The sequence below is a fragment of the Pseudomonas sp. MH9.3 genome (genome assembly GCF_034354675.1).
GTDB lineage: Bacteria > Pseudomonadota > Gammaproteobacteria > Pseudomonadales > Pseudomonadaceae > Aquipseudomonas.
Genome location: NZ_CP133785.1, coordinates 2,190,037 through 2,216,708 on the forward strand (window position 1 = coordinate 2,190,037; position 26,672 = coordinate 2,216,708).

The following is a 26,672-nucleotide window of genomic DNA, read 5'->3' on the forward strand; positions in this document are numbered from 1 at the left end:
CGCAGCGTTTTCCCACGGCACAAACAAAATCGGCCGACCCAAAGGTCAGCCGATACGCTGTGCTTGTGCAGACGGCTACATGGGTAACCCACGCACCTCCTGCTTGACGCCCCATCCTTCAATGATCCCGCCCAACGGCTCGACCACCGCTTCAAAGTCCTGCTCGAAGTCTCCTATGCCGTCGTAGGTGGCTGACATGATCTTGCTCAATTCCAGATACCAGGCGCCGTCATCGCGCGCGCTGACCTGGGCATTCAGGGACTCGCCGCGAAACTCACCCGCCGCCCTGCGCGCCCGTTCTTCATCCGGGAAAATCGCGTAGAACTCGATGGGGTGAAACCGTGAAAAGTCAAAACCGCCTTCTTTCATGCGGCGTAGGACGTGGGTGCTGATGTCTTCTTGATAGGCTGTGCTCATGAAACGTCCTCCTAAAACCGATGGATAGACTTTCCGTGCCTCCCGAAGCCCGCGCGCTGCTGGCGCGAGCACCACGGCAATGACTGCACCGCAGGGAAAACAAGCATGTAGCTGACAAGACCAGTACCTAGCGAATCATTCGCTGATCTCGCTTGCAGAGTAGCGCGAAGCTATCACCTCCACCAGAGGGGCTGCACTGGCAAACAGGGAATGTTCAGGCGGCGGGCGAAATGTCGAGGATCTGGATACTGTTCTGGTCTTTGAGGATCTTGACCGTAGGCTCCGGCTTACGGCCCTCAAGGTCGTTGAGGTCGAGTTCGGCGGCGACCGGCACGAGTTTGTTGCGAATCATGTGCGCCGCATCTTCGAGGCTGGGCTTGTGGTCGCAGTCGAACTGCTCCACGGCCTGCACACCGTGATCGTTAACGAAGGTAATTTGCCACATTTGCATCGGTGCCTCCTCGATAAAACCCATGTGTGGGCTCACATCCATCTGGACCTTGAGGGCTCGTCAAACGTTCCACTCAAGGCCACAGGCACCTGATCGACAGCGGTTATTTCTCGGCGTGTTCCTTGAGGGCTTTCAAGGTGTTGAACGGCGCGTCCACCACGAACTTGTTGGCCAACCAGGAGGGCACGCTGCCGCCCGGCTCCGTGTGCACCTGATAGGTGACCTCGGTCTGGTTATCGCCCTTGGGTACGAGCTTCCAGAAACCCTCGACCTGCGCCACGCGCACGTAGCCTTTTTCTTCCGGCTTGTAGGTCGGCACGCCCTGCAATGTGCGCGTTATACCGCCATCGGCGTTTTTGGTGGTGGTGATGTGGGTGTAGGAATCACGGTCAGTCACCGGGAACGGTGCGTTGAACTGGGTGTAGGTCCAGGCCTCATCGCCCTTCTTGTCCACCAGCTTCTGGGATTTGCATTCGTGAATCCATGAACAGGCAGCGGCGACGTCTTCCTGCAGGGCCTGGATTTTCGCCACGGGCGCCTTGATCAGGGTGACACCGCGATAGGCCTTGTACTTGGAGCCGGCAACCTCGCTCAGGGACACTTTGATGCCGTCTTCGTCCTTGGCCACCTGCCAGTCCTCGGCCTGCGCGGTGGCCGCGAACAACACCGTGAAACCGCACAGCACAGCCATTCGTTTCAGCGAACCCATCGTTGTATTCCTTATTGTTGAAGTTCCGAGAGTAAAGCCCATCAAGCCGCCGTCATCTGTTCCCACCAGCCGATCAGCCGGATTGCATCAGCCTGGTCGGTGCCGCACACCTCCAGATCCGCCTTGAAGTCACTGCACACCGCCGGGCGCTCGGGCTTGCCGAACAGCTGGCATAGCTGTTCGACCGACAGGTGCAGGCAGCGTTCGCCCGCCGGCTTGCCCTTGGGCATTCCGGGTAATGGCGAACTGATAGAGGGGGCGATGCAGCAAGCACCACAGCCTTCACGGCATTTCATGACCGGCAGGTCCTCGACGACTCAATGGGATGGCGGAGCTAGGGTACGCCCCTGAACAACCGTTTTAAAACGGTCCAACGAGGGTTTTTCACGGAAAAGACAAGTGACTGACCAGTCCGCGACAAATGGTCGATCCAGCGCCTCACATGTGCGCAATAGTTATTGCTTGAATTCGAAATCCAGCGCCGCACCTTCAACATCACGGCGTTCTTCGTTGCGCAGTTGCAGCTTCATCTCATTGCTGAGCAAGCGGCCGTTGATCTGAAACGCGCTGTTATCGGTGGGCTTGTCGCCGAACATCGGCGGTAGCAGCGGTACGCTTTTGGGCTTGGGCATGGTACCGATAGGCTGTAAATGCCTGACCATGTCGGACGGCAGCGACAGGTCCAGTTGTGCCGGTGGCAGTTTAGTCTGGGCAACCTCACGAGCTGATCTGGATTTTTTTCTGGCCGAGGCGCGCTTTTTCTTGGCGACCGTGGCTTTCCTGGCCTCTGCCGTTTTTTTCGTGGAGGCCGCCTGTTCGGCACTTGGCGCAGACCTGGTGTCCGATACGGGCGCGGCCGCCATTAAGACGCCGACATTGCACAGCGTTAACAGGCCAATCATCCCTACAGCGCGAAAAATCGAATTCATATCGCCAACAGCATTAACGGCAGAAGGCCATATGCTCGCTTGTTGTGCGCAGCATGACAAGCGCGGCAATCACACCCGTGCAGGAATTGTCCCGGTTCTGCGCCTCAGAGACCGGCGCTGGTCTCCTGGCATAATTGGCTGGCCAGCATCCCCAGGGTCATCAGCGCCCGCTCTGCTTCGCGGTTCCATGGCGTGCCACAGTTGAGCCGAATGCAATGGTTGAACTGTTCTGTATTGCTGAAGATCAGCCCGGGCGCAATGCTGATGCCCTGTTGCAGGGCGCGCACATGCAACTCCTGAGTATTGACGCGCCCCGGCAAGCTGACCCACAGGATAAAACCGCCGGTAGGCCGGGTCATCTGCGTGCCTTCAGGAAAGTACTGCTGCACTGCCAGCTGGAAAGCGCTGAGGTTCTTGCGGTATTCCTGACGGATGTAGCGCAGGTGGCGGTCATAGCCACCGTTCTCCAGGTATGCGGCGACGCCCATCTGCGTGACGCTGCACGCCGAATGGGTACTGAACATCTGCAGGCGCTGGATCTCCTGCTGATATTTACCGGCAATCATCCAGCCAATGCGCACACCGGGCGACAGCGTCTTGGAGAAGCTCGAGCAGTAAATGACCCGGTCCAGGCGGTCATAGGCTTTCAGCGCCTTGGTGCGGCCCAGTTCGAACATCAACTCGCCGTAGATATCGTCCTCGACAATCTGGATATCGAAATCCGAGGCCAGACGCAGCAGTTGCTTCTGCCGCTCTTCGGGCATGGTGCCACCCAGCGGGTTGCTCAAGCGTGTGGTCAGCACCAGCGCCTTGATCGACCATTGGTTGGCCGCCAGTTGCAGGGCTTCCAGGCTCATACCGGTGGAGGGGTCGCTGGGAATTTCGATCACTTTGAGGCCGAGCAGATCGGCCAGTTGCAGCAAGCCGTAATAGGTCGGCGACTCGGCGGCGATCAGGTCGCCGGGACGGGTCAGTACGCGCAGGGACATCTGCAACGCGTCGACGCAGCCATGGGTGATCACCACTTCGGATGGGTCAATCACCACGCCGGCATCACGCATGCGGATCGCCACCTGGCGGCGCAGCGGCTCGAAACCGGGGCTGAACATGTAGCTGAAGGCCCGTGGGCTCTGGAAGCGCGTGACCTTGGCCAACTGCTGGTGCAGTGCTCGCACCGGCAGGTAGTCGACACTCGGCACCGCGGCGCCAAGGGGAAACACGCCTTCGCGGCGCGACTCGCCCAATACCTGTTGAATGATGCTGCTGCGGGTGACCAGCCCCGGGCGTTCGACCCGGGCGATATCCGGCGTCGGCGCGGTGAGCGCGGGCGTCTGGTGCACGTAATAGCCGGACTGTGGCCGCGCCCTGATCAGCCCCTGGTCTTCCAGGTTGGCATAGGCCTGCAAGACCGTGGCGTGACTCACGTTGAGCTGGGAACTCATCTTGCGCACCGAAGGCACGCGCTCCCCCGGTTGATAGACACCGCGCCGGATATCCTCAGCCAGTTGCTGGGCGATACGTTGGTAAAGCAACAGATTGGTCATGACGCAGCACTCGATTTCACGGGCGTTTTATTTTTGTGTAGAACATACCGGCACAGTTTAGAAGTGTACGGGGACAGTTGCCACAATAGTCGAGGCCGCGCGGCAGTGACAGCAAAAACTGTAAGGGTTTAGGATAGAGCTTTCAGCTGTACCTCAAAACAAATGTGGGAGGGGCTTGCTCCCGATAGCAGCGTGTCAGTCGTCAAAGAAGTTGACTGAACCACCGCTATCGGGAGCAAGCCCCCTCCCACATTTTGACCTGCGCCAGGCGCCTAGCGAGCTGCGCCCAATTGGCCCTTCGCGTCGGAGAAGACGATTTCCACGCGGCGATTCTGCGCCCTGCCCCGCTCGGAGGCGTTGGCCTCTACCGGGTACTGGTCGCCATACCCCTCAACCTGAATGCGTTTTTCATCGATACCCAGGTCCACCAGCACATCGGCCACCGATTGTGCACGCTCGCGGGACAGCCTGAGGTTTTCCTGCTCGCCGCCGGTGTTGTCCGCATACCCCTCAATACGCACCACGCGCTTGGGGTTCAGTTGCAGGAACTGCACGATTTTCAGCACTGTGCGGTTGGCCGAGTTTTTTAGCTCCGCGTCACCGGTGTCGAACAGCACGTCCCCCAGGGTCATCACCAGGCCGCGGTCGGTCTGGGTGGCGAGGCTGGTGATCTGCTCTTCGAGCCACTTGCCCTGCTGTTGCACGCTCGACAGCTTGCTTTCGCGCAGGGCCAGTTGCAGGCGCTGGCGCTCCAGTTCAAGCTTCGCGCCGCGCTCTGCGTTGAGCCCCTGCTCGGTATGTTGCCGGGCAATCGCGCTGTAGCGACGGCTCAGGTAGGCGTAATGCTCCACATCGGCGCCGCTGCCCCAGTAGCTGGACAGGCGGTCGGCACGGGCCAGCGACTCCCCGGCGCGGATCACATCCTTGGGCGCGAAGCGCAGCACATTGGCGTCTTCCTTGACCTTCTGGAAATCGCCGGCCGCCTGCTGCAGGGCCTGCTCGCTGTTCGGATGGGTGGCACAGCCACCCAACATGGCGCCGGCCAGCAGCACGGCGCTCATCCCACGGATCAGCCGGCTCATTGGGCTTCCCCCAACTGCAATTGCTTGCGCAAGCGGGTGATGCGGGTGTTGAGCACGTTCAGTTGCTCCTGGCTCTTGCGCGTCAGCACCTGAGCTTCGGCCAGGCGGGCATCCAGTTCGGCCTGCTCGGCCTGCATGCGCGCGTCCTTGTAGGACTGGTCGGCCATGTCGGCCTCGGCCCGGGCGAATTTGTCTTCGGCCAGTTTCAATTCGGCCGACTCCTCGGCGACGGCGCCGACCGCGCTGGCTTGCTCAAGCGCTTGCCGGGTCAGGCGCAGCTGTTCATTCGGCGCGGGATCGGTTGCACATCCCGCCAGAGCGACAGCGGCGAGGGCCGCTAAAAGAGGTCGAAAAATCACTGAAAATCCCTACTGTGTTGAGGTGCCGACAGGTTGCTGCAATTGCGCCTTCCAGCGTTCCAGATTGCGCTGCAACGCAGCTTGCGCCACACCGGACGCGGGCAATTCTGTCATCTTTTTCGCCAGCTGTCCGCGCAGCCACGGATCATTGCAGGCCGAGTTGTGGGAAATCGCCAGGTACAGGCCGGGCTGATCGATGGGCACTTCGCGGGCCACCAGGTCGTTGCTCATGCCCAGGCTCTGGGCCATGGCCATGCCGGAATAGCGACTGGCGAGCACATAGTCCACCTCCCCCAACAACAGTTTCTGAAACGCCGGCGTCAGCGTGGGCAGGCGTTGCAGGTTGAGCTGCTGACTGGCGAAAGTGTCGAAATCCGCGCTCAAGCGCGCCCGTTCCGATACTGCGCCCGAGTGGCCGTGCAGGTCGGCCGCAGTGGTATACACCAGGGCGGAATCCTTACGGGTCCAGACGAGGTAGTCGAGCTGCATCAGCGGCGGGTGAATGTAGTCCAGGGTTTGCAACTCGCCGAGGTTCAACGTTGCGTCGGCGAGAATGTCCATGCGTCCGCTGCGCACTTCATCCAGGGCGGCCGCGCGTTTGCCGCCGTAAAGCAGGTCAATTTTCAGACCGAGGTCCTTGGCCACCTGCTGCAACACATCGGCGGTGGCGCCGATCAGGTGCGTGGGGTCTTGCGGGTCGCGCCAGAGCAGGGGTGGCGCGTCCGGGCTGCCGGTGATGACCAGGCGATTACATTTGCCGGTGGCGTGCGCCAGGGTTGGCAGCAGCGTGAGGCCCAGCAGTACGATCCAGGGGCGCAATTCCATGGCGAAGGTCTCCGATAGTCAAAAAAAAGCCCGGTCACAAGACCGGGCTCTTTATAAGTGAAGCGGCTGGATTAGACCAGCTTCTCCAACTCGGGTACGGCTTCGAACAAGTCCGCCACCAGGCCGTAATCAGCCACCTGGAAGATCGGTGCTTCTTCGTCCTTGTTGATCGCAACGATCACTTTGGAGTCCTTCATGCCGGCCAGATGCTGGATCGCGCCGGAGATACCGACGGCGATGTACAGCTGTGGCGCAACGATCTTGCCGGTCTGGCCGACCTGCATGTCGTTGGGTACAAAACCTGCGTCGACGGCAGCGCGGGAAGCGCCGACCGCCGCGCCCAGCTTGTCGGCCAGGGCGTACAGGTGCTTGAAGTTGTCGCCGTTCTGCATGCCGCGCCCGCCGGAAACGACGATCTTGGCAGCGGTCAGCTCAGGACGGTCCGACTTGGCCAGCTCTTCGCCAACAAAGCTGGAAGTGCCTGCGTCGTGGGCGGCGGAGACGGCTTCAACAGTGGCCGAGCCACCTTCAGCGGCGACCGGATCGAAACCGGTGGCGCGCACGGTGATGACCTTGATCGCGGCGGTCGATTGCACGGTGGCAATGGCGTTACCGGCGTAGATCGGGCGCTTGAAGGTATCGGCGCTTTCGACCGAGATGATCTCGGAGATCTGGTCGACGTCCAACTGCGCGGCAACGCGTGGCAGGATGTTTTTGCCGTTGGAAGTGGCGGCGGCCAGGATGTGGCTGTAGCCCTTGCCCAGCTCTGCAACCAGCGGCGCAACGTTTTCCGGCAACTGATGCGCGTAGGCGGCGTTGTCGGCGTTCAGCACTTTGCTTACGCCAGCGATTTTTGCAGCGGCCTCAGCCACCGGGCCTGCGCCCTCACCGGCGACCAGCAGGTGAATATCGCCACCGATTTTAACGGCGGCGGCCACGGTGTTCAGGGTGGCCGGGGCCAGCACCTTGTTGTCGTGTTCAGCGATTACCAAGATAGTCATGTTTAGATTACCTTCGCTTCGTTTTTCAGTTTCTCGACCAGTTCAGCCACCGACTTGACCTTGATGCCCGCGCTGCGTGCAGCCGGTGCTTCAACCTTGATGGTCTTGTTGGTGGAGGCGGTGGAAACGCCCAGAGCTTCTGGCGTCAGCGACTCCAGCGGCTTCTTCTTGGCTTTCATGATGTTGGGCAGGGACGCGTAGCGCGGCTCGTTCAAACGCAGGTCGGTGGTGACGATGGCCGGCAGTTTCAGGGAAACGGTCTGCGCGCCGCCGTCGATCTCGCGGGTCACGGCCACGCTGTCGCCGCTCACTTCAACCTTGGAAGCGAAGGTGCCCTGGCCGTAACCGGTCAGCGCAGCCAGCATCTGCCCGGTCTGGTTGTTGTCGCTGTCGATGGCTTGTTTGCCGAGGATGACCAACTGTGGCTGTTCCTTGTCGACAACGGCCTTGAGCAGCTTGGCCACGGCCAGGGAGGTCAGTTCTTCAGCGGACTCGACCAGGATGGCGCGGTCGGCGCCCAGTGCCAGGGCGGTGCGCAGTTGTTCCTGGGCGGTGGTCGGGCCGATGGAAACCACGACGATTTCGGTCGCCACGCCTTTCTCTTTCAGGCGTACGGCTTCTTCCACGGCGATTTCACAGAAAGGGTTCATCGACATCTTGACGTTAGCAAGGTCGACGCCGGAATTGTCCGCCTTGACGCGAACTTTCACGTTGTAATCGACAACGCGTTTGACAGCTACAAGAACCTTCATGGATTCCTCGTTACTCTCCGGTGAAAAGAAAGTCGCCTAGGCGAACCTGGCGGTTGATGCTCATCGGCACACAAGGGCACCTCCAAAAACCTTGGCACGTGACCTTGATCACGGACAGCGATGACCGTTCGTCAGGGGTGACTGAGAGGTCATTCTTGATCGCGGCGTGTAAACTGAGCGCTCTTTAAAAAAGCGCCCATGCCCTGGCCTGCTTTTGGACGTACTCCTGAAACCTGCAGTCTGCCTACGGTAAGCGCGAAACCGACCGTATCTTGACCGGAACACCTATTCTGGTCAATACGGCAAAATAGCCAGTTATAAGCCGCGTTGCTTTGATTTACCTAGCCTGCGGGCAATTCAAACAAACGTTTGTATTGGACGCTCACAGTGGTGTAGATATACTGCGCGACCTAGAATGCGCCACCTAGAGAGAAAGGTGAGTCCTGCCATCGCCGCACGGCCGCACCGAACCTCCACCCATTAGAAAAAAGCCTGTTGAGCCTTGAGTAGGAGATAGCCTGTGGAACGCGAATACATGGAATTCGACGTGGTCATCGTCGGCGCCGGCCCTGCGGGCCTGTCCGCCGCCTGCCGCCTGAAGCAGAAGGCCGCTGACGCCGGCAAGGAAATCAGCGTCTGCGTGGTCGAGAAAGGCTCCGAAGTCGGCGCTCACATCCTCTCCGGTGCTGTGTTTGAACCTCGCGCCCTGAACGAACTGTTCCCGGACTGGAAGGCCCTCGGCGCCCCGCTCAACACGCCAGTGGTGCGCGATGACATCTATGTACTGCGCAGCCCCGACGCCTCCACCAAGGTGCCCGACTTCTTTGTGCCCAAGACCATGCACAACGAAGGCAACTACATTATCTCCCTGGGCAATCTGTGCCGCTGGCTGGCCCAGCAGGCCGAGAACCTGGGTGTGGAGGTCTACCCAGGCTTCGCCGCTCAGGAAGCGTTGTTCGACGAAAACGGCGTGGTGCGCGGGATCATCACCGGCGACCTCGGCGTCGACCGCGAAGGCAAACCCAAGGAAGGCGTGTACACCCCCGGCATGGAATTGCGCGGCAAGTACACGCTGTTCGCCGAAGGTTGCCGTGGGCATATCGGCAAGCAACTGATCCAGCGCTTCAACCTGGACAGCGACGCCGACGCCCAGCACTACGGCATCGGTCTCAAGGAAATCTGGGAGATCGATCCGGCCAAACACCAACCCGGCCTCGTGGTGCACACCGCCGGCTGGCCGCTGGATATCATGGGCACCGAGAACACCGGCGGCTCGTTCCTGTATCACTTGGAAAACAACCAGGTGGTGGTCGGCCTGATCGTCGACCTGTCATACAGCAACACCTTCCTGTCGCCGTTCGACGAGTTCCAGCGCCTCAAGCACCACCCGGTGCTGGCCCAGCACCTGGAAGGCGGCAAGCGCATCAGCTACGGCGCCCGCGCCATCTGCAAAGGCGGCCTGAATTCGCTGCCGAAAATGGTGTTCAAGGGCGGTGCGCTGATCGGTTGCGACCTCGGCACCCTGAACTTCGCCAAGATCAAAGGCAGCCATACCGCGATGAAGTCCGGCATGCTCGCCGCCGACGCCGTGGCCGACCGCCTGTTTGCCGAGTCCGAGGGCGGTGATGAACTGACCGCTTACGTCGACAGCTTCAAGTCGAGCTGGTTGTACGAAGAACTGTTCGCCAGCCGTAACTTCGGCGCGGCCGTGCACAAGTTCGGCGCCATCCTCGGCGGCGGCTTCAACTGGCTGGACCAGAACATCTTTGCCGGCAAGCTCCCCTTCACCCTGCACGACAACACGCCGGACTACGCCTGCCTGAAGCTGGCCAAGGACTGCAAGAAGATCGACTATCCCAAACCCGACGGCAAGCTGAGCTTCGACAAGCTGAGCTCGGTGTTCATCTCCGGTACCAACCATGAAGAAGAGCAGCCGTGCCACTTGAAGCTCAAGGACCCGAGCATCCCGATCGGCACCAACCTGCCGCTCTACGACGAACCGGCGCAGCGCTACTGCCCGGCCGGTGTGTATGAGGTGATCACCAAGGAAGACGGCGAAAAGCGCTTCCAGATCAACGCCCAGAACTGTGTGCACTGCAAGACCTGTGACATCAAGGACCCTTCGCAGAACATCACCTGGGTATCGCCGGAAGGCGCGGGTGGGCCGACTTACCCGAATATGTAAACCAGCTGCTTGAGAACAAGGCTCCCAGACGGGGGCCTTTTTTGCGCTCGGAAAAAGGCCAGTCGACCGAGTTGCATCAACAGAATCTAGGCAGCCCGCTCTTCGCCAGGGTTGCGCAGAAAATAGCGCTTGTACTCGCGACTGAACTGCGACGTGCTCTGATACCCCACGCTGTGCGCCGCCTGCGCCACACTCAGGCCGTCCACCAGCAGCAACTGCTGCGCCTTCAATAACCGCAGACGCTTGAGGTACTGCACCGGCGACAACAGGGTGCAACGCTTGAAGTGTTCATGAAAGGTCGATGCACTCATGTGCGCATACCCGGCCAGGGTCTCGATATTCAGCGGCTCGGCGTAATGGGCATGCAGGTGACTCAGCGAGGTGGCGATGCGCGAGAATTGCCCCTGCTGCTCGACCAGCGCGCGCAACACGTCCGCCTGCGGGCCGCGCAACGCGGTAAACAACAATTCGCGCACTCGCGCCGGGCCCAGGATGCGGCTTTCCAGCGGATCGTGCAGGCATTGCAACAGCCGCTCCACGCAACCACGCATGGCATCATCGAGCACCACTGAACTCATCGACTCAAGGGTCTGCGGCATCGGCGGCGGCCCGGCCTGCATGCCCATGGCCATCACCAGTTCGCCCAGCACCACCCGGTCGATCCCCACGGTCACGCCATACAGCGGTGCGTCGGGGGCCATGGCAAAAGTCTCGCATTCGAACGGCACCGGCATCGCCTGGATCAGGTAATGCCCGGCGCCGTATTCGAGGGTACGCGGGCCCAGGTACGCGACCTTGCTGCCCTGGGCGACGAACATCAGGCTGGGCTCATAGATCTGCGGCCCGCGTGCCACGTCGCAACTGGCGCGCAACACTTTCACGCCTGGCAGGTGAGTCGGGGAAAAACCATCGCGGGGCGTCAGCCCCTCAATCAGGGAAACCAGCGTGGCGTTGGCGTCGAGATGGCGGGTCAACAACATGGCAAAAAACTTCGCAAAAAAGGGATGAGAACATCATCGCAGGTCTGGCGGCCAATGCATCCAAACCAGGGGCACTCCCGGACGAATAGGCATAAGACCCGGAGCAATCACCATGGCCGCGCGCAGGCTCGGCGGGGAGAATGGCACGCCTCACTTGTTATTGTTTTTGCGAGGCTTCCCTATGTATACCGCTATCGGTTACGCCGCCCAGTCGGCCACCACTCCCCTCGCCCCCATGTCGTTTGAACGCCGCAGCCCGCGCGCCGATGACGTGGCCATCGAGATCCTCTACTGCGGCGTCTGCCACTCCGATATCCACCAGGCGCGCAACGAATGGGGCATCGCCGTGTACCCGCTGATGCCGGGCCACGAGATCGTCGGCAAGGTTACCGCCGTCGGTGCCAGCGTGACCGCGCACAAAGTCGGCGACCTGGTGGGCGTCGGCTGCATGGTCGACTCGTGCCGCACCTGCGCCGCGTGCACATCGGACCTGGAGCAATATTGCCTCGAAGGCCCGACCATGACCTACGCCACCCCTGATCGCGTGGACGGCAGCAACACCATGGGCGGCTACTCCGACAGCATCGTGGTCAGCGAACACTTCGTGGTGAAGATTCCGGCCAAACTCGACCTGGCCAGCGCCGCGCCGATCCTCTGCGCAGGCATCACCACCTACTCGCCGCTCAAGCACTACGGCGTCAAGGCCGGCGATAAGGTCGGCATCCTCGGTATGGGCGGCCTGGGCCACATGGGCATCAAGTTTGCCAAGGCCATGGGCGCCGAAGTCACACTGTTCACCCGCTCCGCGAGCAAGGCCGAAGAAGGCCGTCGCCAGGGCGCGGACCATGTGATCGTGTCCACCGACGCCGAGCAGATGAAAGCCGCCGCCGGGCACTTCGACTTCCTGCTCGACACCATCCCGGTGCAGCACGACATCAACCCCTACCTGGACACCCTGCGCTTTGACGGCGTGCATATCCTGGTCGGCTTGATCGAGCCAGTGGACCCGCCGGTGAATGCCGCCAAGCTGGTGCTGGGCCGCAAAGTGCTGGCCGGCTCGTTGATCGGCGGCATTGCCGAAACCCAGGAAGTCCTGGATTTCTGCGCCGAGCACGGCATCACCTGCGATATCGAAATGCTCGACATCCGCCAGATCAACGAAGCCTACACCCGCATGATCGCCGGTGATGTGAAGTACCGCTTCGTCATCGACATGGCAACCCTCAAGGCCTGATCAGGCCTTGGCGCCCAACTCCGCGGACAGCCGGGCCGCCACCTGTTTGATCACAGGGATCAGCTCGGCCATTTTCTCCAGCGGCATGTAGGGCACGGTACTGGCGATGCTGATGCCGGCGACGATTCGCCGGCTGGCATCGCGCACCGGTGCCGCCACGCAACGGATCGACGGTTCGTTGTCTTCCAGATCGAACGCATAACCGCCCACCACGTATTCATGCATGCGCTGCTCGAACTGCGCCCAGGATTGTTCCGGGTGTTGCGGCCATTGCAGGCTTTTCCCACCCTCGGGCAGGCTGGCTTCGTACAAGCGCTGCCATTCCGCCACGCTGTCATCGAGCAACATCGCCTTGCCCACCCCGGTACGCGCCAGCGGCATGCGATGGCCAACCCGCGAGCGCATTTCCGGGCCGTTGCGGCCGGGGTTCTTGTGCAGGTAGAGCACATCGTCGTATTCGCGGATGGCCAGGTGAATGGTGTCGCCGGTCAGCGCCGACAGCTCATCCAGGTACGGTACCGCCAGGCTCACCAACGGCAATTCCTCACGCGCCTGAAAGCCCAGCTCGATCAGTTTTGGCCCCAGCAGGTAGCCGACTTGCGGCACCACACGCAGATAACGTTCTTCCACCAGGCAACTGGCCAGGCGGTGCGTGGTGCTGCGGGTGGTGCCGATGCGCCGGGCGATCTCTTTCAGATCCCGCGCACCGGCCGCCACGGCCTGCACCACGCCCAGGCCACGCAGCAGGGTCTGGGTGCCGGTGGGGGCGACGTCTTTGCCGGGGGTGGAGGATGTTTCCTGCATATCGGGCCCTATAAGTGTGAACGCGGCAGCATTATGGCAAATACCCAACGTCAAAACAGCGCAGATCCAATGTGGGAGGGGCTTGCTCCCGATGGCGGTGGGTCAGTTATTGATGTGTTGACTGATGCACCGCTATCGGGAGCAAGCCCCCTCCCACATTGGTTCCTCGTAAGGCTTGAGATCAGCGTTGCTTCATGCGGTCGATGACCACCGCCAGCAACAGGATCGAACCGCGGATCACGTATTGATAAAACGTGTCGATGTTCTTCAGGTTCATCGCGTTTTCGATGATCGCCAGAATCAGCACCCCGGCAATCACGTGGCGGATCATGCCGATGCCGCCGCTCAGCGACACCCCGCCCAGCACGCAGGCGGAAATTACCGTCAGCTCGAAACCCTGGCCGATCATCGGCTGGCCCGAGGTCATGCGCGAGGCGAGGATCACCCCGGCCAGGGCGCCGATCAGGCCGTGCACGGCGAAGATGATGATCTTGGTGCGATCAACGTTGACCCCCGCCAGCAGCGCCGCTTCCGGGTTGCCGCCGATGGCCATGGTGTTGCGCCCGTAGGTGGTGTAGTTGAGCAGCCAGCCGAAGAATACAAAGCACACGATGGTGATCAGGATCGGCACCGGCACGCCCAGCAACTGGCCGTTGCCGAAGATGAAGAACTGATCCTGGGACACGCCCACCGCCTTGCCGTCGGCAAAGATATAGGCCAGGCCGCGCACAATCTGCATGGTCGCCAGCGTGGTGATCAACGCATTGACCCGCAGCTTGGCGATCACGATGCCGTTGATCAGCCCCACCAGCAGGCCCATCCCCAGGGCGGCGCCGATGCCCAGCATCACGCTGTCGGTGTCGCGCATCACAATGGCCGCGACCACGCCGGCGCAGGCGATCACCGAGCCCACCGATAAATCGAAGTGCCCCGACGCCAGGCAGAACAGCATGGTGCAGGCGGCGATGCCCACCGTGGAAATCGCCAGGCCCAGGCCGCGCATGTTCAGCGGCGAGAGGAAGTTGTCGATGAGCAAGGCGCACAGCACGAAGATGCTCACCGCCGCCAGCAGCATCGCCCAGTTATCCAGCAGCGCGCGCAGGTCCAGGGGTTTGCGCGCTTTGGGCAGCGCGTTGTCTTGGGTCGTCATAGTCGTCTCTCAGTGGGCCGGGCCGCGCGGCAAGGCCAGCTGCAGCAAGTTGGATTCAGTGGCGTGTTCACGCCGTTGTTCGCCGCGCAGGGCGCCTTCGCACAGCACCAGGATGCGGTCGGAAATCCCCATCACTTCCATCAGGTCACTGGACACCACGATCACCGCAATGCCGCTGGCGGCCAGGTTATGGATGATCTGGTAGATCTCCGACTTGGCGCCGATGTCGATGCCCCGCGTCGGCTCATCGAGCAGCAGCACCTTCATCGGCATCGACAGCCAGCGGCCGAGAATGGCCTTCTGCTGATTGCCGCCGGACAGGTACATGATTTTCTGCTCGGCGTTGGGCGTCTTCACCTTCATCGCCTGGATCTGCTGGCCGGCGTTGCCCTTCTCCCACTTCTCGCGCAGCAGCCAGCCAAACGCGGCATGGGCGCCACGGGCGCTGATGTTGATGTTTTCCGCCACGCTGGACAGCGGAATGATGCCTTCCTTCTTGCGGTCTTCCGGGCACAGCAGCACGCCGGCGTCGATGGCATCGCGCGGTGAGCGCAGGTGCAGGGTTTCGCCGCACAGCTCCAGCTGCCCTGCGGTGCTGCGCTGCAGCCCGGAGAGCAGCCGAAACAGCTCGGTGCGCCCTGCCCCCACCAGCCCGAACAGCCCGAGAATCTCGCCCTTGCGCACCGCAAAGCTGACCGGCTCACGCAAGCCTGGCCCAAGCAGCCCATCGACCTTGAGCGCCACCTCACCGTGCTCGCGCGGACGGTAGTCGTAGATGTCCTGGATATCGCGCCCGACCATGCAGGTCACCAGCTGGTCGTGGGTCAGCGCGCTCATGTCCTCGAACGTGCGCACGTAGCGCCCGTCCTTGAACACCGTGACCGCGTCGCAGATGCGGAACACCTCTTCCATGCGATGCGACACATAGAGCACCACTTTGCCCTCATCGCGCAGGCGCGCGATGATCGCCATCAGCCGGTCGATTTCCCGCGCCGAGAGGCTGCTGGTGGGTTCATCGAAGGCGATCACATGGGCGCCACGGGACAGCGCCTTGGCGATTTCCACCAGTTGGCGCTGGCCCAGGGACAGGCGGCCGAGCTTTTCATCCGGGTCGATTTCATCGGCCAGGCCCTTGAGGCAGGCCAGCGCCTGCTTGCGCAGCAGGCCGCCGTTGACCACGCCAAAGCGCGACGGCAGGTGCCCGAGGAACAGGTTCTCCGCCACGCTCATTTCCGGCACCAGGTGCAGTTCCTGGTGAATCACCGCCACGCCGCTGGCAATGCTGTCAGCGGCGCATTTGAAGGCCATGGTCTGCGCGCCGATCTGCACCGAACCACTGCTGGGAATGTAGGCGCCGCCAAGAATCTTCAGCAGCGTCGACTTGCCCGCGCCGTTCTCGCCCATCAGCGCATGCACCTGGCCCGGCTGGGCGGTAAAGCAGATGCCGTCCAGCGCCTTGACCCCGGGAAAGGTTTTGCCGATACCCTCAAAACGCAGGGCGGCCGCACTCATTTCCACAGCCCGATTTTGGTCAGTTCTTCCTTGAAGTTTTCCCGGGTGATCAGCGTCACTTCGTCCATCGCCGTGTATTTCGGCGGTTCGGTGCCCTTGGTGACCCACTCGTACATCATCAGCGCTGTGTTGTAGCCCTCGATGTGCGGGCTGGGCAGCATCGAGCCGAAGAAACCGCTGTTGGCCTTCTTCAATTCGCCGATGGCGTCGGTGCCGTTGATGCCGATGCCGATCACGTTGGCCGCCGCAAACCCGGCGCTTTCCGTGGCGCGCACGCCGCCGAGCACGGTGTTGTCGTTCATGCCGCCGATGATCAGGTTTTTCGCGCCGCTGGGCAGCTTGACCAGCGCCGAGTTGGTGGCGTCCATGCTGCCCGGAACGTCGAGGGTTTTCAGCGCGGCAGTGAGGATATGGTCCTTGGGAATGCCGGCTTCTTCGAGGGATTTGATCGAACCGTCGGTGCGTTTTTTACCGGTGTCGAGCTCGTTGAAGGTGTTGATCACCGCGTAGGTGTCCTTCCAGTCCCAGCCACGTTTTTTCGCTTCGGCGGCCATCGCGGCGCCCTGCTTCTGGCCCACTTCGAACGCGGCCATGCCCAGGTACGGCACGTCTTCCATGAACGCGCCCTTGGCGTCGACGAAACGGTCGTCCACGGCAATCACCTTGAGGCCGTTGGCCTTGGCCTTGGCGACGATGGCCGGGCCGAGGGACACGTCCGGCGGGCAGATCACAAAGCCCTTGGCGCCGTTGGCGGCCAGGCTGTCGATGGCCGAGAGGGTTTTCTCGCCATCGGGCACGGCGATCTTGATCACGGTGAAACCGTGTTCCTTGCCGGCTTTTTCGGCGAAGGCCCATTCGGTCTGGAACCAGGGCTCTTCGGCCTGTTTGACCAGGAAGCCGATTTTTACTTCTTCAGCGCAAACAGTCCCACTGAAGGCCAATGCAAACGCCACGGCGCCCAGGGTTTTCTTAAGCCTGTTTTTAACCAGCATGAACCACCTCATTCTTGTTATTGAGCAACGTTTCAGTCGTGGTACATCACAGACCGCCCGCCATCGATCATCAGGCAGGTGGCATTGATAAAGGGCGCCTCGTCGGTCGCCAGGAATAGCGCGGTCATCGCCACCTCGATGGGCTGGCCGATGCGCTTGGGCGGGTGCAGGTCGAACGCGCGCTGGCGTTCGGCGTGGGGATCGGGAAAGGCGTTCCAGTAATCGACGTTGAGCTGGGTTTCGATATAGCCCGGTGCAATCGCATTCACGCGGATGCCCTTGGGCGCGTACTCGATGCCCAGGGCGCGGGTCAGGCCGAGCAGGCCGTGCTTGGCAACGGGGTACGGGAAGCAGCCGGGAATGATGTGGCTGGAATGGGTGGACGCGATGTTGATGATGTTGCCGATGCCCTGCTCGATCATGTGCGGCAACACACTGCGGCAGCCGTACCAGGCGCCGTCCAGGTCGATGGCAAAGCAGCGGCGCCAGTCGTCGTCGGTCATCTCCAGCGGGTCGCGGAATACGTTGACCCCGGCGCAGTTGACCAGCACATCGACGCGACCGAAGCGCTCGATGGCCATGTCGACCAGCGCCTGCCATTGCGCTTTGCAGGTGATGTCGACCGCTTGCGCGTAAATTTCGGCGCCGCGTTCGCGCCAATGGGCTGCGACCTTCTCGACCTTATCGGCCTGGATATCGGCGATCACCAGGCGCGCCTGCTGGGCCTGGAAACAGGCCACGATGGCCTCGCCAATGCCCTGGGCGGCACCGGTGATGATCACCACCTTGTTCTTCAGCCGCTCGCCGTAAACCGGCTCGGGCACGGCGGGGAGTGACAACGGTTGTGCCTGCATCGCTTCACCTGTTTTATTTTTGGCAGTGAGTGCTGATGCAGGCGACTATAAACCCGGAGCCTGAAATATCTCAATATATAAATTTACATCCCACATAGTGAGAAAATACACAAACACTGTGGGAGGGGGCTTGCTCCCGATAGCGGTGTGTCAGCTTCAGATGTACTGACTGACACTCAGCAATCGCGAGCAAGCCCCCTCCCACCGTTGATCTTCAGTGTTTTCAAAGATGTACGTCAGCCAAGGGCAAAGTCGCGCAACGCGTCGCCTTCCATGCGGTAGCGCACCCACTCTTCCTGAGGCTGGGCACCGATGGACTTGTAGAAGGCAATCGCCGGCTCGTTCCAGTCCAGCACGCTCCATTCGAAACGCCCGCAGCCATTGTCGCAGGCGATTTTGGCCAGGTGGCGCAGCAACTTCTTGCCCGCGCCGCCGCCGCGCTGTTCCGGGTTGATGTAGAGGTCTTCCAGGTACAGGCAGTTGCTGCCCAGCCACGTGGAATAACTGAAAAAGAACACCGCGAACCCAATCGGCAAACCGTCGCGCAGGCAGATCAGGCCATGGGCGGTGGCACCCTCGCTGAACAGGCTGCGTTCGATATCCACCACGCTGGCGATCACTTCATGCCGGGCCTTCTCATATTCGGCAAGCTCGGTGATGAAAGTCAGGATCTGCGCAGCATCGCTGGGCACGGCGGGGCGAATCTCGATGGTCATGGGTGAGCCTTGGCAGTTTCAAAACACACATACTAAGGCCGTTTCATGACTGAATGCAGCGCAATTCATACCGGCAGCGCCAATGCGCCGACCAGCCCCGCCGGCAACGCCAGCTCCAGGGTGCGGGCCGGCGGCTGCGACTCTGCCGACCATTCGCTCAAGCCCAGCCCCGCACATTTGAGCCGCGCCTCGCGCTCGCACCAGGCGCGGGCAAACAGACGCGCCCGCTGCGCCTGGTTCGCCGCGCACAATCGCGCCAGCACCTGCGGGCCCAGGTAATCGCTGGCAACACCGCGCCAGTCCGCAGTCTCCTGCACGGCCATTACATCCACGCCCACCGGGCCATGCAGATGCACCGCCGCTACTGAAAAATCGCCGTCGTGACTGATGGACAGCCCGGCACGCGCATGCCCTGGCACCAGAATCTGCGGTGCCTGCCCGGCCCCGGCGGACGCTTCGATGCTGCAGCCCGGCACCTCCAGCAGTTGCAGGAGCACCTCACGCACGCGCGTGCGCGCCGCATCGCGCGTGGTGCCGAGCATGTGCCGCAAGCCAAGCAGCAGAATGCCGGCCTGCCAACGCGGCACCGCATCCGGCCACATGCACACGGGCACCGGCATCAGGCGCGTGCCGGTGCCGCAGGGCAGCCCACCCAGCTGCTGCACGCCGGGATGCTCTCGCCCTTCATCACCAGGGTCAGCGGCCCCAGCCGCGCGCCGTCGCCGACCTCGGCGCTGTAGAGCACCGCACTGCGCGGCCCCATGTAGACCCGTGCACCGATCAGCACACGGTCGATTTTCATCACGCGGTCTTCGAACAGGTGCGTCTGCGGGCAGGCGCCGGCGTTCAATTCGCTGTGGTCGCCGATGCTCACGCAGTCAAATTCGGTGATGTCGGTGGTGTCCATGTACACGCCACGGCCGATCCTGCAGCCGAGGCCGCGAAACGCCAGCGGCAGCCACGGCGTGCCGCGCAGGTAGCTCATGAAATTGGGCGCGGCCATGCCTTCGTAAAGGCTGGTGATGCCTTCGGACAGCCACACAAAAGGCGTCCACATCGCTTCGCAGCGCTTGCGATAGCGCCCCAGCACCAGCCATTTCAACGCCGCCACCAACAGGTAGTTGCCCAGGCTGTAGGCCAGGCCGATCAGCGCCAGGTAACCGAACACCGCGCCCCAGCGTTCGTCCTGCGCCACTGGCATCAGGTCGATCATGACCGTGTAGCCCACGGCAATCACCGTGGCGTGGGGCAACACGATGCGCAGGCCCTCGATGCTGCCACGGGCCAGACGACGCCACGGCGAGGGGCGGAACGTCAGGTGGTCCGGGTAGCCACTGACCTGTTCGCGCGCCGGCAGGTTGATCGGCGGCGAGCCGAGCCAGGTGTCGCCGCTGGCAATCTCGGCGTTTTGCGGCGCGCGGGAATGCACGCCGATCAGCACATTCTCGGGCAACGTCGTGCCGTCGGGAATGTAGCTGCCGTTGCCGACGAAGCTGCGGTGCGACACCACGGTCGGCTGAATGCGCATCCAGCCGCCGTCGACCTGTTCATCGCCGAGCATCACGGCGTCGGCGATAAAGGTTTCATCGCCCAGGGTCAGCATGTCGGGGATCACGCCCTGAGCGGTGGATATTTCCGCATCGCGGCCCACCTTCGCGCCCAGCAGGCGATACCACAGTGGCGCGTAAACCGTCGCATACAGGCCGGACAACACGTTGAGGCTGGCTTCCTGAATATGGCTCACCAGCCACTTGCTGCAATACACCCGGCTGTGCACCGGGTAGTTGCCCGGCTTTAGGCGCGGCAGCACGGCCCAGCGCAGCGCTGCCGAAATCAGCACCATGGCCACGATCAGCACGGCAGCAGCCGGCAGCGCCAGGGCAAAATAACGCAGCAGTTGCACGCCCACGTTTTGCGCCTGCAGCCAGGGCAGGATCTGCTGCTCATCGAACCAATCGATAAGGAAAAACGTCGGGAACACCGGGATGAAAAACAGCGTGGCGATCAGCAGGATGCCGACCCCGTAGAACAGGTTTTCCAGCAGCAATTGCCCACGCCCCACCACCGGCCTGGGCGGCAGGCTGGCGGGGTCGAACGCGCCGATATCGACGGCAGGTGACCCGCTCCAGATGCGCTCGGCCGGCACACTCGCACCGTCGGCCAGCGCCGATTGCCCTTGCAGGTGGGCGCTGCGGCCGAGCGCCGTGTTGCCTTCCAGAATTGTGTAGGAGCCCAGGCAGGCATTGTTGTCGAGCGTGACCTGCCCAAGATGCAGTTGGCCGCGCTCGACGCGGGCGTTTTCCAGGCTCACACCGTTGCCGATGCTGACCTCATCGCCGATGTGCAACAGGTCGGGAACGCGCACGCCGAGGGAGCCGATATTGACGTCGCGCCCAACCCTGGCGCCGAGCGCCCGCAGCCACAGGCTGTACAGCGAAGAGCCGCTGAGCAGGTAGACCGGCGCCGACTCGATCATGCGCGACGCGGCCCACCAGCGAAAATAGGTCAGCCCCCACAACGGGTAGACGCCCGGTTTCAGCCGCCCGGCGATCAGCCATTTGCCGGCGATGGCCAGCACGAACTGCACCAGCGTCGCCAGCAGGAATACGCCGATGGACGCCGCCGTGGCCAAGGCCACCGAGTCGCCGGGACCGCCGGTGAGGTAGTGATAGGTGAAAAACGGCGCCAGCCACTGGCTCATGCGCAGGCACACCATCGCCGGCAGCAGCGCGGCCTGGGCCAACCCGCAGCGCCAGCGCGCCAGCGTCGACGGCGGGGTCCAGGCGGCTTGTTGCGCAGCCGGTTGCGGCATGGCTTGCAACACCTGCGCAATCGCGCCGACGCGGCGCTGCTGATAGATATCGCGCACGGTGATGTGGGCGAAGCGTGGGTCGGCGCGCAACGCAGAGGCCAGTCGCGCGGCGAAAAACGAGTGGCCGCCCAGGTCGCTGAAAAAGTCGGCCTCGCGACGAATCGGCTGGCCGGGGAAGAGTGTGTGCAGGGCGGCGAACAGCACGCTTTCGCCGGGGGTTTCCGGGCTGTCCGACTCCAGGCTCGCGCCGCTGGTGTCGACGCCGAGCGGACGTGCCTTGAGGGTTTTGCGGTCGATCTTGCCGGAAGTGAGGCGCGGCATGCTGTCGAGCAGTTCGAAGCGGCTGGGTACCATGTACGCCGGCAGGCGCGCCTGCAAGGCTTTGCGCAACTGCGCCGGCAGGCCTTCGACCGGCACGCCGCCCTCCGCCACCAGGTAGGCAATCAACTGATCCATGCCGGCGTCGTTGCGCAACAGCACCGCGACCGTGCCCACGCCTGGCTGCTGGGCGAGCAAGGCTTCGATTTCGCCCAGTTCGACGCGAAATCCCCGGATCTTCACCTGATCATCGGCGCGCCCCAGGCACACCACTTGCCCATCGGCGTCGATGCGCGCGAGGTCGCCGGTGCGGTACAGGCGCTCGTCGTGGTAGCCGCTGGCCCAGGGGTTGTCGATGAACTTTTCGCGGGTCAGGTCCGGGCGCCCCAGGTAGCCCGCCGCCAGGCCCGGGCCGATGATGCACAGCTCGCCGGTCTGCCCGCGCGCCTGCAAGGTCGGCGTAGCGCCCGGGGCCAGGTCGGTTTCGATCACCAGCAATCCGTAGTTGGGCAGCGGCGTGCCGATGGTCACCGCAGTGCCAGGCTGCAACCGCGCCAGGCTGGCGGAAACGGTGGCTTCGGTGGGGCCGTAGGTGTTGAAAATCTGCCGGCCGGGTCGACTCCAACGCTCCACCAGCGATTCGGGGCACATTTCGCCGCCGAGGTTGATCAGGCGCAGGCTCGGCACGTCTTCACTGAACAGCGCCAGCAAGGTGGGCACCGCGTGCAGCACGCTGATGCGCTGGCGGGTGAGCATGCGCGGCAGGGCTTCGGGGTCGCCGGTGATGTCCTTGGGGCCAAGCCACAGGGTGGCGCCCACCAGGTAGGCAATCCAGATTTCCTCGAACGACATGTCGAAGGCCACGGAAAAACCCTGGTAGACGCGGTCGCTGGCCTGGATGCCGAGAATCGCGTTCTCGCTGCGCAGGAAGTGGCAGATGCTGCCCTGGGAAATCAGGATGCCCTTGGGTTTGCCGGTGGAGCCCGAGGTATAGATGACGTAGGCCGGGTCTTCGGGCCGGGCACCGCTGCGGCGTTGCAACGCACCTTGCAGCGGCGCGAGCAGATCGTCTGCGCACCAGGCGACAAGTCCCACCTCAGCCAGCGCCGGTGCGCTGCCGTGTGCGCAAACAACGCCGACCGCCTGGGCATCCTCCATGCACACTTGCAGGCGTTCGAGCGGCGTGTCCTCGTCCATCGGCAGCCAGGCAGCGCCGGCCTTGGCGATGCCGGCCTGCATCACCAATAGCTGCATGCCGCGCGGCATCCACAGGCCGACGATCTGCCCCGGCCGCACCCCCGCCTCGATCAGCCGCGAAGCCACACAGGCGGCCTGGCGATCCAACTCGCCGTAGCTGAGCTGGCGCTCGCCGTCGATCAGCGCTACCTGCTGGGGATCACGTTTAGCGGTGGCCTCGAGCAGGTCGGCGAGCACCTCGTCACGCAACAGTTCAGGCTGGAGGGGACCGTACAACACCTCGTCAGGGCGCGTGTTTACGGGGTCTTTCAGCAAGCTCACGGTAGTCATGGCGGCAGTGTTCGCTGTGTGGGGGCCATCCGGTTAAGGCGCCGATACGTAATGTTGCGTGTCCACTTCGTATCACCCTCGATACACACCTGGGCGAATGAGCCCCCTGGGTTCTGTCTGGAATGCGACAGATACCCGAAGACCTGAACAACGCCAGAGGACTATCGCAAAGGCCAGCTGTACGGCGGTTGAACGACTGCGCGTGCGGTACACAAAATCTTACAGGTGCCCTAAGACCGTTCGTCGGCATCAAGGCACGAACCGCAAAGGGGGGCTGACCAATAAGGGGTAAGGACATTAATCATATGGAGACACCCTCATGAAGACTTCCAAGTTTGCTGCCCTCGCCCTCACCGGCCTGCTGTCCGCTGCCTCGCTGAGCGCCATGGCGGCCACCGCCACCACCGGCCCGACCGACCCGACGCCGAACGCCACCACCGAGTCGCAGAAATCCATGGGCACGGGCCTGGACACCAACGGGGGCGCGGTTATCGACAACAGCAACGCCGCCGACCCGCACACCAAGGGCCACGACACCGACCGCAAGGCACCGGCCGCCGTGGGCAATGGCAAGATGGGTCCGTCGGTCAACGAGCCGAAAATCAATACCGGTAACGACTCGAACGTGCCAGGCGCGCCAAAACAACCCGCGCCTTGATGCATCGAGAGCAAGACGAACAGCCGATCATTTCCCAGTGAAGAGGTACGCATGAACGTCGATAGAAACCTTGAGAAAGAAGTCCTCACCCGCCTGTTGCACGCTCACCCGCAAGGTCTGGGCAAGGAGGTGCTGGATAACTACCGCGGCGAAAAGGAGGTTGCCAGTGTGCTGGCGTTTCTCCAGGACCGTGGGTTCATCAAGGATGGACATGTGACCACCGACGACGCCGGAGAATATTCGCTGAACCTGCCCATCAAGCTGACCGCCTCGGGCGTGGATGAAGCGCGCAAGCTTGATGGTGAAAGCACTCAGTGATCCATTGCGGGTCCGGCTGATGTAAATGATGTAAATGTGGGAGGGGGCTTGCTCCCGATGGCGGTGTGTCAGTTGGCTGATCCAGCTCTGATATACCGCTATCAGGGGCAAGCCCCCTCCCACATTGGGTTTGTGTTTAGCCGCCGAGGAAGGCGTTGAGTTCGACGGTGCCAGGTGATGTGGCCGGGCCCCAGCGTGTGACGGCCAGCGCCGCGGCGGCGTTGGCATGGCGTGCGGCCTCTGCGGGTGGCAAGCCTTTGGCCAAACCTGCGATGAACACACCCGCATGCGCATCCCCCGCGCCATTGCTGTCTACTGCCTGCACCTTGAAGCCCGGCACATGTTCAATCGCCGAGCCTCGCCCAACCCAGCAACCGTTCGGGCCATCTCGCACCACCAATAGCGTGTCGGCGTTCAGGTGCTGCTTGAGCGATGGCAACGCCGTGGCGATATCCGCCGCGCCAGTGAATGCCAGGACTTCCGGCCCGTTGCTGGTCCAGATGTCGATGCGCGGCAACAGTGTGCGCATTAGCGCCGACTCCGGCGCCTTGACCAGTGGCCCCGGGTCGAACACCACCACGATCTGCCGGGGCAATGCCAGCAGCCAGTCGATCAACGGCTGCGCCTTGCCGTCAAGCAACAGGCTGTAGCCGCTGACATACACGTAATCGTCGGCAGCGGGCACCACGCCGGCCAGGTCCTCGGTACTCAATTCCCCTTCGGCGCCCATGTGCGAAATGAACGTGCGCTCGGTGCTGGCTTCGGTCAGCGCCACGCACAAACCGGTGTCCTTGGCGCTGCTGGCCGGCAGGGCCATCTCGATGCCCTCGGCCTGCATCGCCGCGCGGGCTAGGTCGCCAAAGCGGCCGTTGCCGTGGCGGCCGAGGTACACCACCGACAGACCATTGCGGCGCGCGGCCGCCATGACGTTGAAGCCGCCGCCGGTTGCGAAACTGGCCGTTTGCGCCAGCACGTCACCGCCGCTGGCAGGCAGGGTGTCGAGGGCCATGACCAGGTCGACGATGACCTGGCCGGTGTGCAGCAATCTAGACATGGGCATGCTCGACCAACGCCGGACGCCGGTCAGTCGCCCCGCCCAATACCGCATAGATCCCGCCGGCCACCAGGAAGGTCACGATCCAGCCGAGGCCGTTGTGGCCCAGCCAGGAGTCGGACAACGGCCCGGCGAACCAGATGTTTTCGGCGGTGGTGCCGATGGTGGTGAAACTGAAGCCCAGCACAATGGCCACGGCCCAGGCGCCGAAGGCACGCCACTCCACGCCGCCGCGATACCAGTAGGCGCTGCTCGGGCTCACGTCCAGCAGGTCCTTGGGGCTGTAGTAATGACGATGGATCAGGTCGACCACGAAGATCCCGACCCACGCGGTGATCGGCACTGCCAGCAGCGAGATGAAGGTGATGAAGGGGCCGTAGAAGCTGTCGGCGATCAGCATGAAGTAGATGGAGCCGGCGAAGATCGCCACGATATCGACGATCACTGCGTGCACGCGCTTGACCTTCAGGCCGAGGGTCAAGGTGGTGAGACCGGCCGAGTACACCGACAGGTTGTTCGACAGCAGCAGCCCGCCGAACGCAGTGATCAGGTACGGCACGGCCATCCAGGTGGGCAGCATGTCGCGGATTGCGATGATCGGGTCGGTGGCCGAGGCCAGGTCGTTGTTGCCCACCGAAAGAAGGCCACCGAGGGTGATCAGCAGCACCAGCGGGATGCCTGCACCGAACGCGGCGGACGCCACCAGACGCACCGCCTTGACGCTGCGGTGCTGGTAGCGCGACATGTCGGCACCGGCGTTGGCCCAGCCGATGCCGGTGCCGGCTGCCATGGTGCCGACGCCGATGATCATCGCGCTCAGGGGTGCCGGGGTGGCGTTGAATACCGCGCTCCAGTCGATGGTGGCGCAAAGGAAGCCGCCCACCAGGATGTTCAAGGCGCCGAACACGTAGGTGGCCCACTTCTGGATCACCAGCAGGGTGGCATGGCCCAGACCGGAGACCGCCAGGGTCAGCAGCACGAAGATGCCGATGAAGATCAGCGTGAGCACAGGTGCACTCTTGGCCTCGACCGGCGAGCCGAACAGGATCGAACACAGCGACAGCAGCACAAAGGCGGCTGTGGTGGTGTTGACGGTTTCCCAGCCCAGGCGCGACATCAGCGACACCAGCGTCGGGCCGATATTGCCACGCACACCGAAAATCGCGCGCGACAGGGTCAGGCTGGGCGCACGGCCACGACGGCCGGCGATGGAAATGATCCCCACCACCGCAAAGGAGCCAGCGGCGCCGAGAATCGCGACGATGATCGCCTGCCAGATGGCCAGGCCACGAAACGCCACCAGCGTGGCGCCGAGCGGCAGGCCGAGGATGCTGATGTTGGCAGCGAACCACACCCAGAACAGCTGCAGCGGATGGCCGTTGCACTCGCCTTCCGGGACCGGTTCGATGCCGCGTGTTTCCAATTGCCCGGCGCTTTGGCCGGAAGAAGGGGTGCTCATGGGGGTGCTCCTGGTGCCTGTATTGTTGTG

Annotated in this window: 26 protein-coding genes; 4 read left to right on the forward strand and 22 right to left on the reverse strand. The window is 62.7% G+C overall.

Annotated features, from left to right (window positions below):
- Positions 1-75 precede the first annotated feature (75 nt).
- The 11 genes from RHM60_RS09380 to RHM60_RS09430 form a co-directional block, all read right to left on the reverse strand.
- Positions 76-417, reverse strand: coding sequence for a ribonuclease E inhibitor RraB (locus RHM60_RS09380; RefSeq protein ID WP_057009243.1), 342 nt, complete (start codon positions 415-417; stop codon positions 76-78).
- A gap of 214 nt (positions 418-631) precedes the next feature.
- Positions 632-868 carry a hypothetical protein gene (locus tag RHM60_RS09385; RefSeq protein ID WP_322214275.1) on the reverse strand — a complete coding sequence of 79 codons (237 nt, stop codon included), beginning with the start codon at positions 866-868 and terminating at the stop codon, positions 632-634.
- Between the two features lie 103 nt (positions 869-971).
- The gene (locus RHM60_RS09390) at positions 972-1,577 is read right to left on the reverse strand and encodes an START domain-containing protein (protein ID WP_209983884.1); all 606 of its coding nucleotides are present in this window, start codon (positions 1,575-1,577) and stop codon (positions 972-974) included.
- A gap of 41 nt (positions 1,578-1,618) precedes the next feature.
- Positions 1,619-1,873, reverse strand: coding sequence for a YkgJ family cysteine cluster protein (locus RHM60_RS09395; protein ID WP_209983886.1), 255 nt, complete (start codon positions 1,871-1,873; stop codon positions 1,619-1,621).
- Between the two features lie 159 nt (positions 1,874-2,032).
- A complete protein-coding gene (locus tag RHM60_RS09400; RefSeq protein WP_209983888.1) occupies positions 2,033-2,506 on the reverse strand; it encodes a translation initiation factor 2 in 474 nt (157 codons plus the stop codon).
- Positions 2,507-2,610: 104 nt separating this feature from the next.
- Positions 2,611-4,050 (reverse strand): PLP-dependent aminotransferase family protein, encoded by a 1,440-nt coding sequence (locus RHM60_RS09405; protein WP_209983892.1) that lies wholly within the window; start codon positions 4,048-4,050, stop codon positions 2,611-2,613.
- A gap of 272 nt (positions 4,051-4,322) precedes the next feature.
- Complete coding sequence (locus tag RHM60_RS09410; protein ID WP_322214276.1) at positions 4,323-5,132, reverse strand: OmpA family protein; 810 nt, start codon at positions 5,130-5,132, stop codon at positions 4,323-4,325.
- Positions 5,129-5,491, reverse strand: coding sequence for a DUF4398 domain-containing protein (locus RHM60_RS09415; protein ID WP_209983896.1), 363 nt, complete (start codon positions 5,489-5,491; stop codon positions 5,129-5,131). The genes RHM60_RS09410 and RHM60_RS09415 overlap by 4 nt, the downstream gene beginning before the upstream one ends.
- Positions 5,492-5,500: 9 nt before the next feature.
- Positions 5,501-6,316 carry a substrate-binding periplasmic protein gene (locus RHM60_RS09420; RefSeq protein ID WP_322214277.1) on the reverse strand — a complete coding sequence of 272 codons (816 nt, stop codon included), beginning with the start codon at positions 6,314-6,316 and terminating at the stop codon, positions 5,501-5,503.
- 71 nt (positions 6,317-6,387) lie between these two features.
- Positions 6,388-7,317, reverse strand: a complete 930-nt coding sequence (locus RHM60_RS09425) for an electron transfer flavoprotein subunit alpha/FixB family protein (protein WP_209983900.1) — start codon at positions 7,315-7,317, stop codon at positions 6,388-6,390.
- Between the two features lie 2 nt (positions 7,318-7,319).
- Positions 7,320-8,069: an electron transfer flavoprotein subunit beta/FixA family protein gene (locus RHM60_RS09430; protein ID WP_122718035.1), complete on the reverse strand. Its 750-nt coding sequence runs from the start codon at positions 8,067-8,069 to the stop codon at positions 7,320-7,322.
- 520 nt (positions 8,070-8,589) lie between these two features.
- Here RHM60_RS09430 and RHM60_RS09435 point away from each other — a divergent pair.
- Positions 8,590-10,254 (forward strand): electron transfer flavoprotein-ubiquinone oxidoreductase, encoded by a 1,665-nt coding sequence (locus RHM60_RS09435; protein ID WP_209983902.1) that lies wholly within the window; start codon positions 8,590-8,592, stop codon positions 10,252-10,254.
- Positions 10,255-10,340: 86 nt separating this feature from the next.
- Here RHM60_RS09435 and RHM60_RS09440 read toward each other — a convergent pair whose 3' ends face one another.
- Positions 10,341-11,234: an AraC family transcriptional regulator gene (locus RHM60_RS09440; RefSeq protein WP_209983904.1), complete on the reverse strand. Its 894-nt coding sequence runs from the start codon at positions 11,232-11,234 to the stop codon at positions 10,341-10,343.
- A 181-nt stretch (positions 11,235-11,415) separates the two neighbouring features.
- On the opposite strand from RHM60_RS09440, the gene RHM60_RS09445 reads away from it, so the two are divergent.
- The gene (locus RHM60_RS09445) at positions 11,416-12,468 is read left to right on the forward strand and encodes an NAD(P)-dependent alcohol dehydrogenase (protein WP_209983906.1); all 1,053 of its coding nucleotides are present in this window, start codon (positions 11,416-11,418) and stop codon (positions 12,466-12,468) included.
- On the opposite strand, the gene RHM60_RS09450 is transcribed toward RHM60_RS09445, so the two are convergent.
- The 8 genes from RHM60_RS09450 to RHM60_RS09485 all read right to left on the reverse strand — a co-directional run bounded on the left by RHM60_RS09450 (position 12,469) and on the right by RHM60_RS09485 (position 23,153).
- Positions 12,469-13,272: an IclR family transcriptional regulator gene (locus RHM60_RS09450; protein ID WP_209983908.1), complete on the reverse strand. Its 804-nt coding sequence runs from the start codon at positions 13,270-13,272 to the stop codon at positions 12,469-12,471.
- Between the two features lie 181 nt (positions 13,273-13,453).
- A complete protein-coding gene (gene araH / locus RHM60_RS09455) occupies positions 13,454-14,422 on the reverse strand; it encodes an L-arabinose ABC transporter permease AraH (RefSeq protein ID WP_069665466.1) in 969 nt (322 codons plus the stop codon).
- A gap of 9 nt (positions 14,423-14,431) precedes the next feature.
- Positions 14,432-15,934 carry an L-arabinose ABC transporter ATP-binding protein AraG gene (gene araG / locus RHM60_RS09460; RefSeq protein ID WP_209983910.1) on the reverse strand — a complete coding sequence of 501 codons (1,503 nt, stop codon included), beginning with the start codon at positions 15,932-15,934 and terminating at the stop codon, positions 14,432-14,434.
- On the reverse strand, positions 15,931-16,926 hold the full coding sequence (locus RHM60_RS09465) for a substrate-binding domain-containing protein (protein ID WP_245229013.1): 996 nt from the start codon (positions 16,924-16,926) through the stop codon (positions 15,931-15,933). Before RHM60_RS09465 ends, araG begins: the two co-directional genes overlap by 4 nt.
- Positions 16,927-16,958: 32 nt before the next feature.
- Entirely contained in the window at positions 16,959-17,780 is an 822-nt protein-coding gene (locus RHM60_RS09470) for an SDR family oxidoreductase (RefSeq protein ID WP_209983914.1), read from the reverse strand.
- 236 nt (positions 17,781-18,016) lie between these two features.
- A complete protein-coding gene (locus RHM60_RS09475) occupies positions 18,017-18,496 on the reverse strand; it encodes a GNAT family N-acetyltransferase (RefSeq protein ID WP_003193496.1) in 480 nt (159 codons plus the stop codon).
- 65 nt (positions 18,497-18,561) lie between these two features.
- Positions 18,562-19,161: a 4'-phosphopantetheinyl transferase family protein gene (locus RHM60_RS09480; RefSeq protein WP_322214278.1), complete on the reverse strand. Its 600-nt coding sequence runs from the start codon at positions 19,159-19,161 to the stop codon at positions 18,562-18,564.
- Positions 19,116-23,153 carry a Pls/PosA family non-ribosomal peptide synthetase gene (locus RHM60_RS09485; protein ID WP_322214279.1) on the reverse strand — a complete coding sequence of 1,346 codons (4,038 nt, stop codon included), beginning with the start codon at positions 23,151-23,153 and terminating at the stop codon, positions 19,116-19,118. The genes RHM60_RS09480 and RHM60_RS09485 overlap by 46 nt, the downstream gene beginning before the upstream one ends.
- A gap of 319 nt (positions 23,154-23,472) precedes the next feature.
- Here RHM60_RS09485 and RHM60_RS09490 point away from each other — a divergent pair, with 319 nt between their 5' ends.
- Entirely contained in the window at positions 23,473-23,811 is a 339-nt protein-coding gene (locus RHM60_RS09490) for a hypothetical protein (RefSeq protein ID WP_322214280.1), read from the forward strand.
- A gap of 51 nt (positions 23,812-23,862) precedes the next feature.
- A complete protein-coding gene (locus RHM60_RS09495; protein WP_057010104.1) occupies positions 23,863-24,129 on the forward strand; it encodes a hypothetical protein in 267 nt (88 codons plus the stop codon).
- Between the two features lie 136 nt (positions 24,130-24,265).
- Here the strand turns inward: RHM60_RS09495 and RHM60_RS09500 are convergent, their stop codons facing one another.
- A complete protein-coding gene (locus tag RHM60_RS09500; RefSeq protein WP_322214281.1) occupies positions 24,266-25,183 on the reverse strand; it encodes a PfkB family carbohydrate kinase in 918 nt (305 codons plus the stop codon).
- The gene (locus RHM60_RS09505) at positions 25,176-26,642 is read right to left on the reverse strand and encodes a purine-cytosine permease family protein (RefSeq protein WP_209983921.1); all 1,467 of its coding nucleotides are present in this window, start codon (positions 26,640-26,642) and stop codon (positions 25,176-25,178) included. The genes RHM60_RS09500 and RHM60_RS09505 overlap by 8 nt, the downstream gene beginning before the upstream one ends.
- Positions 26,643-26,672 lie beyond the last annotated feature (30 nt).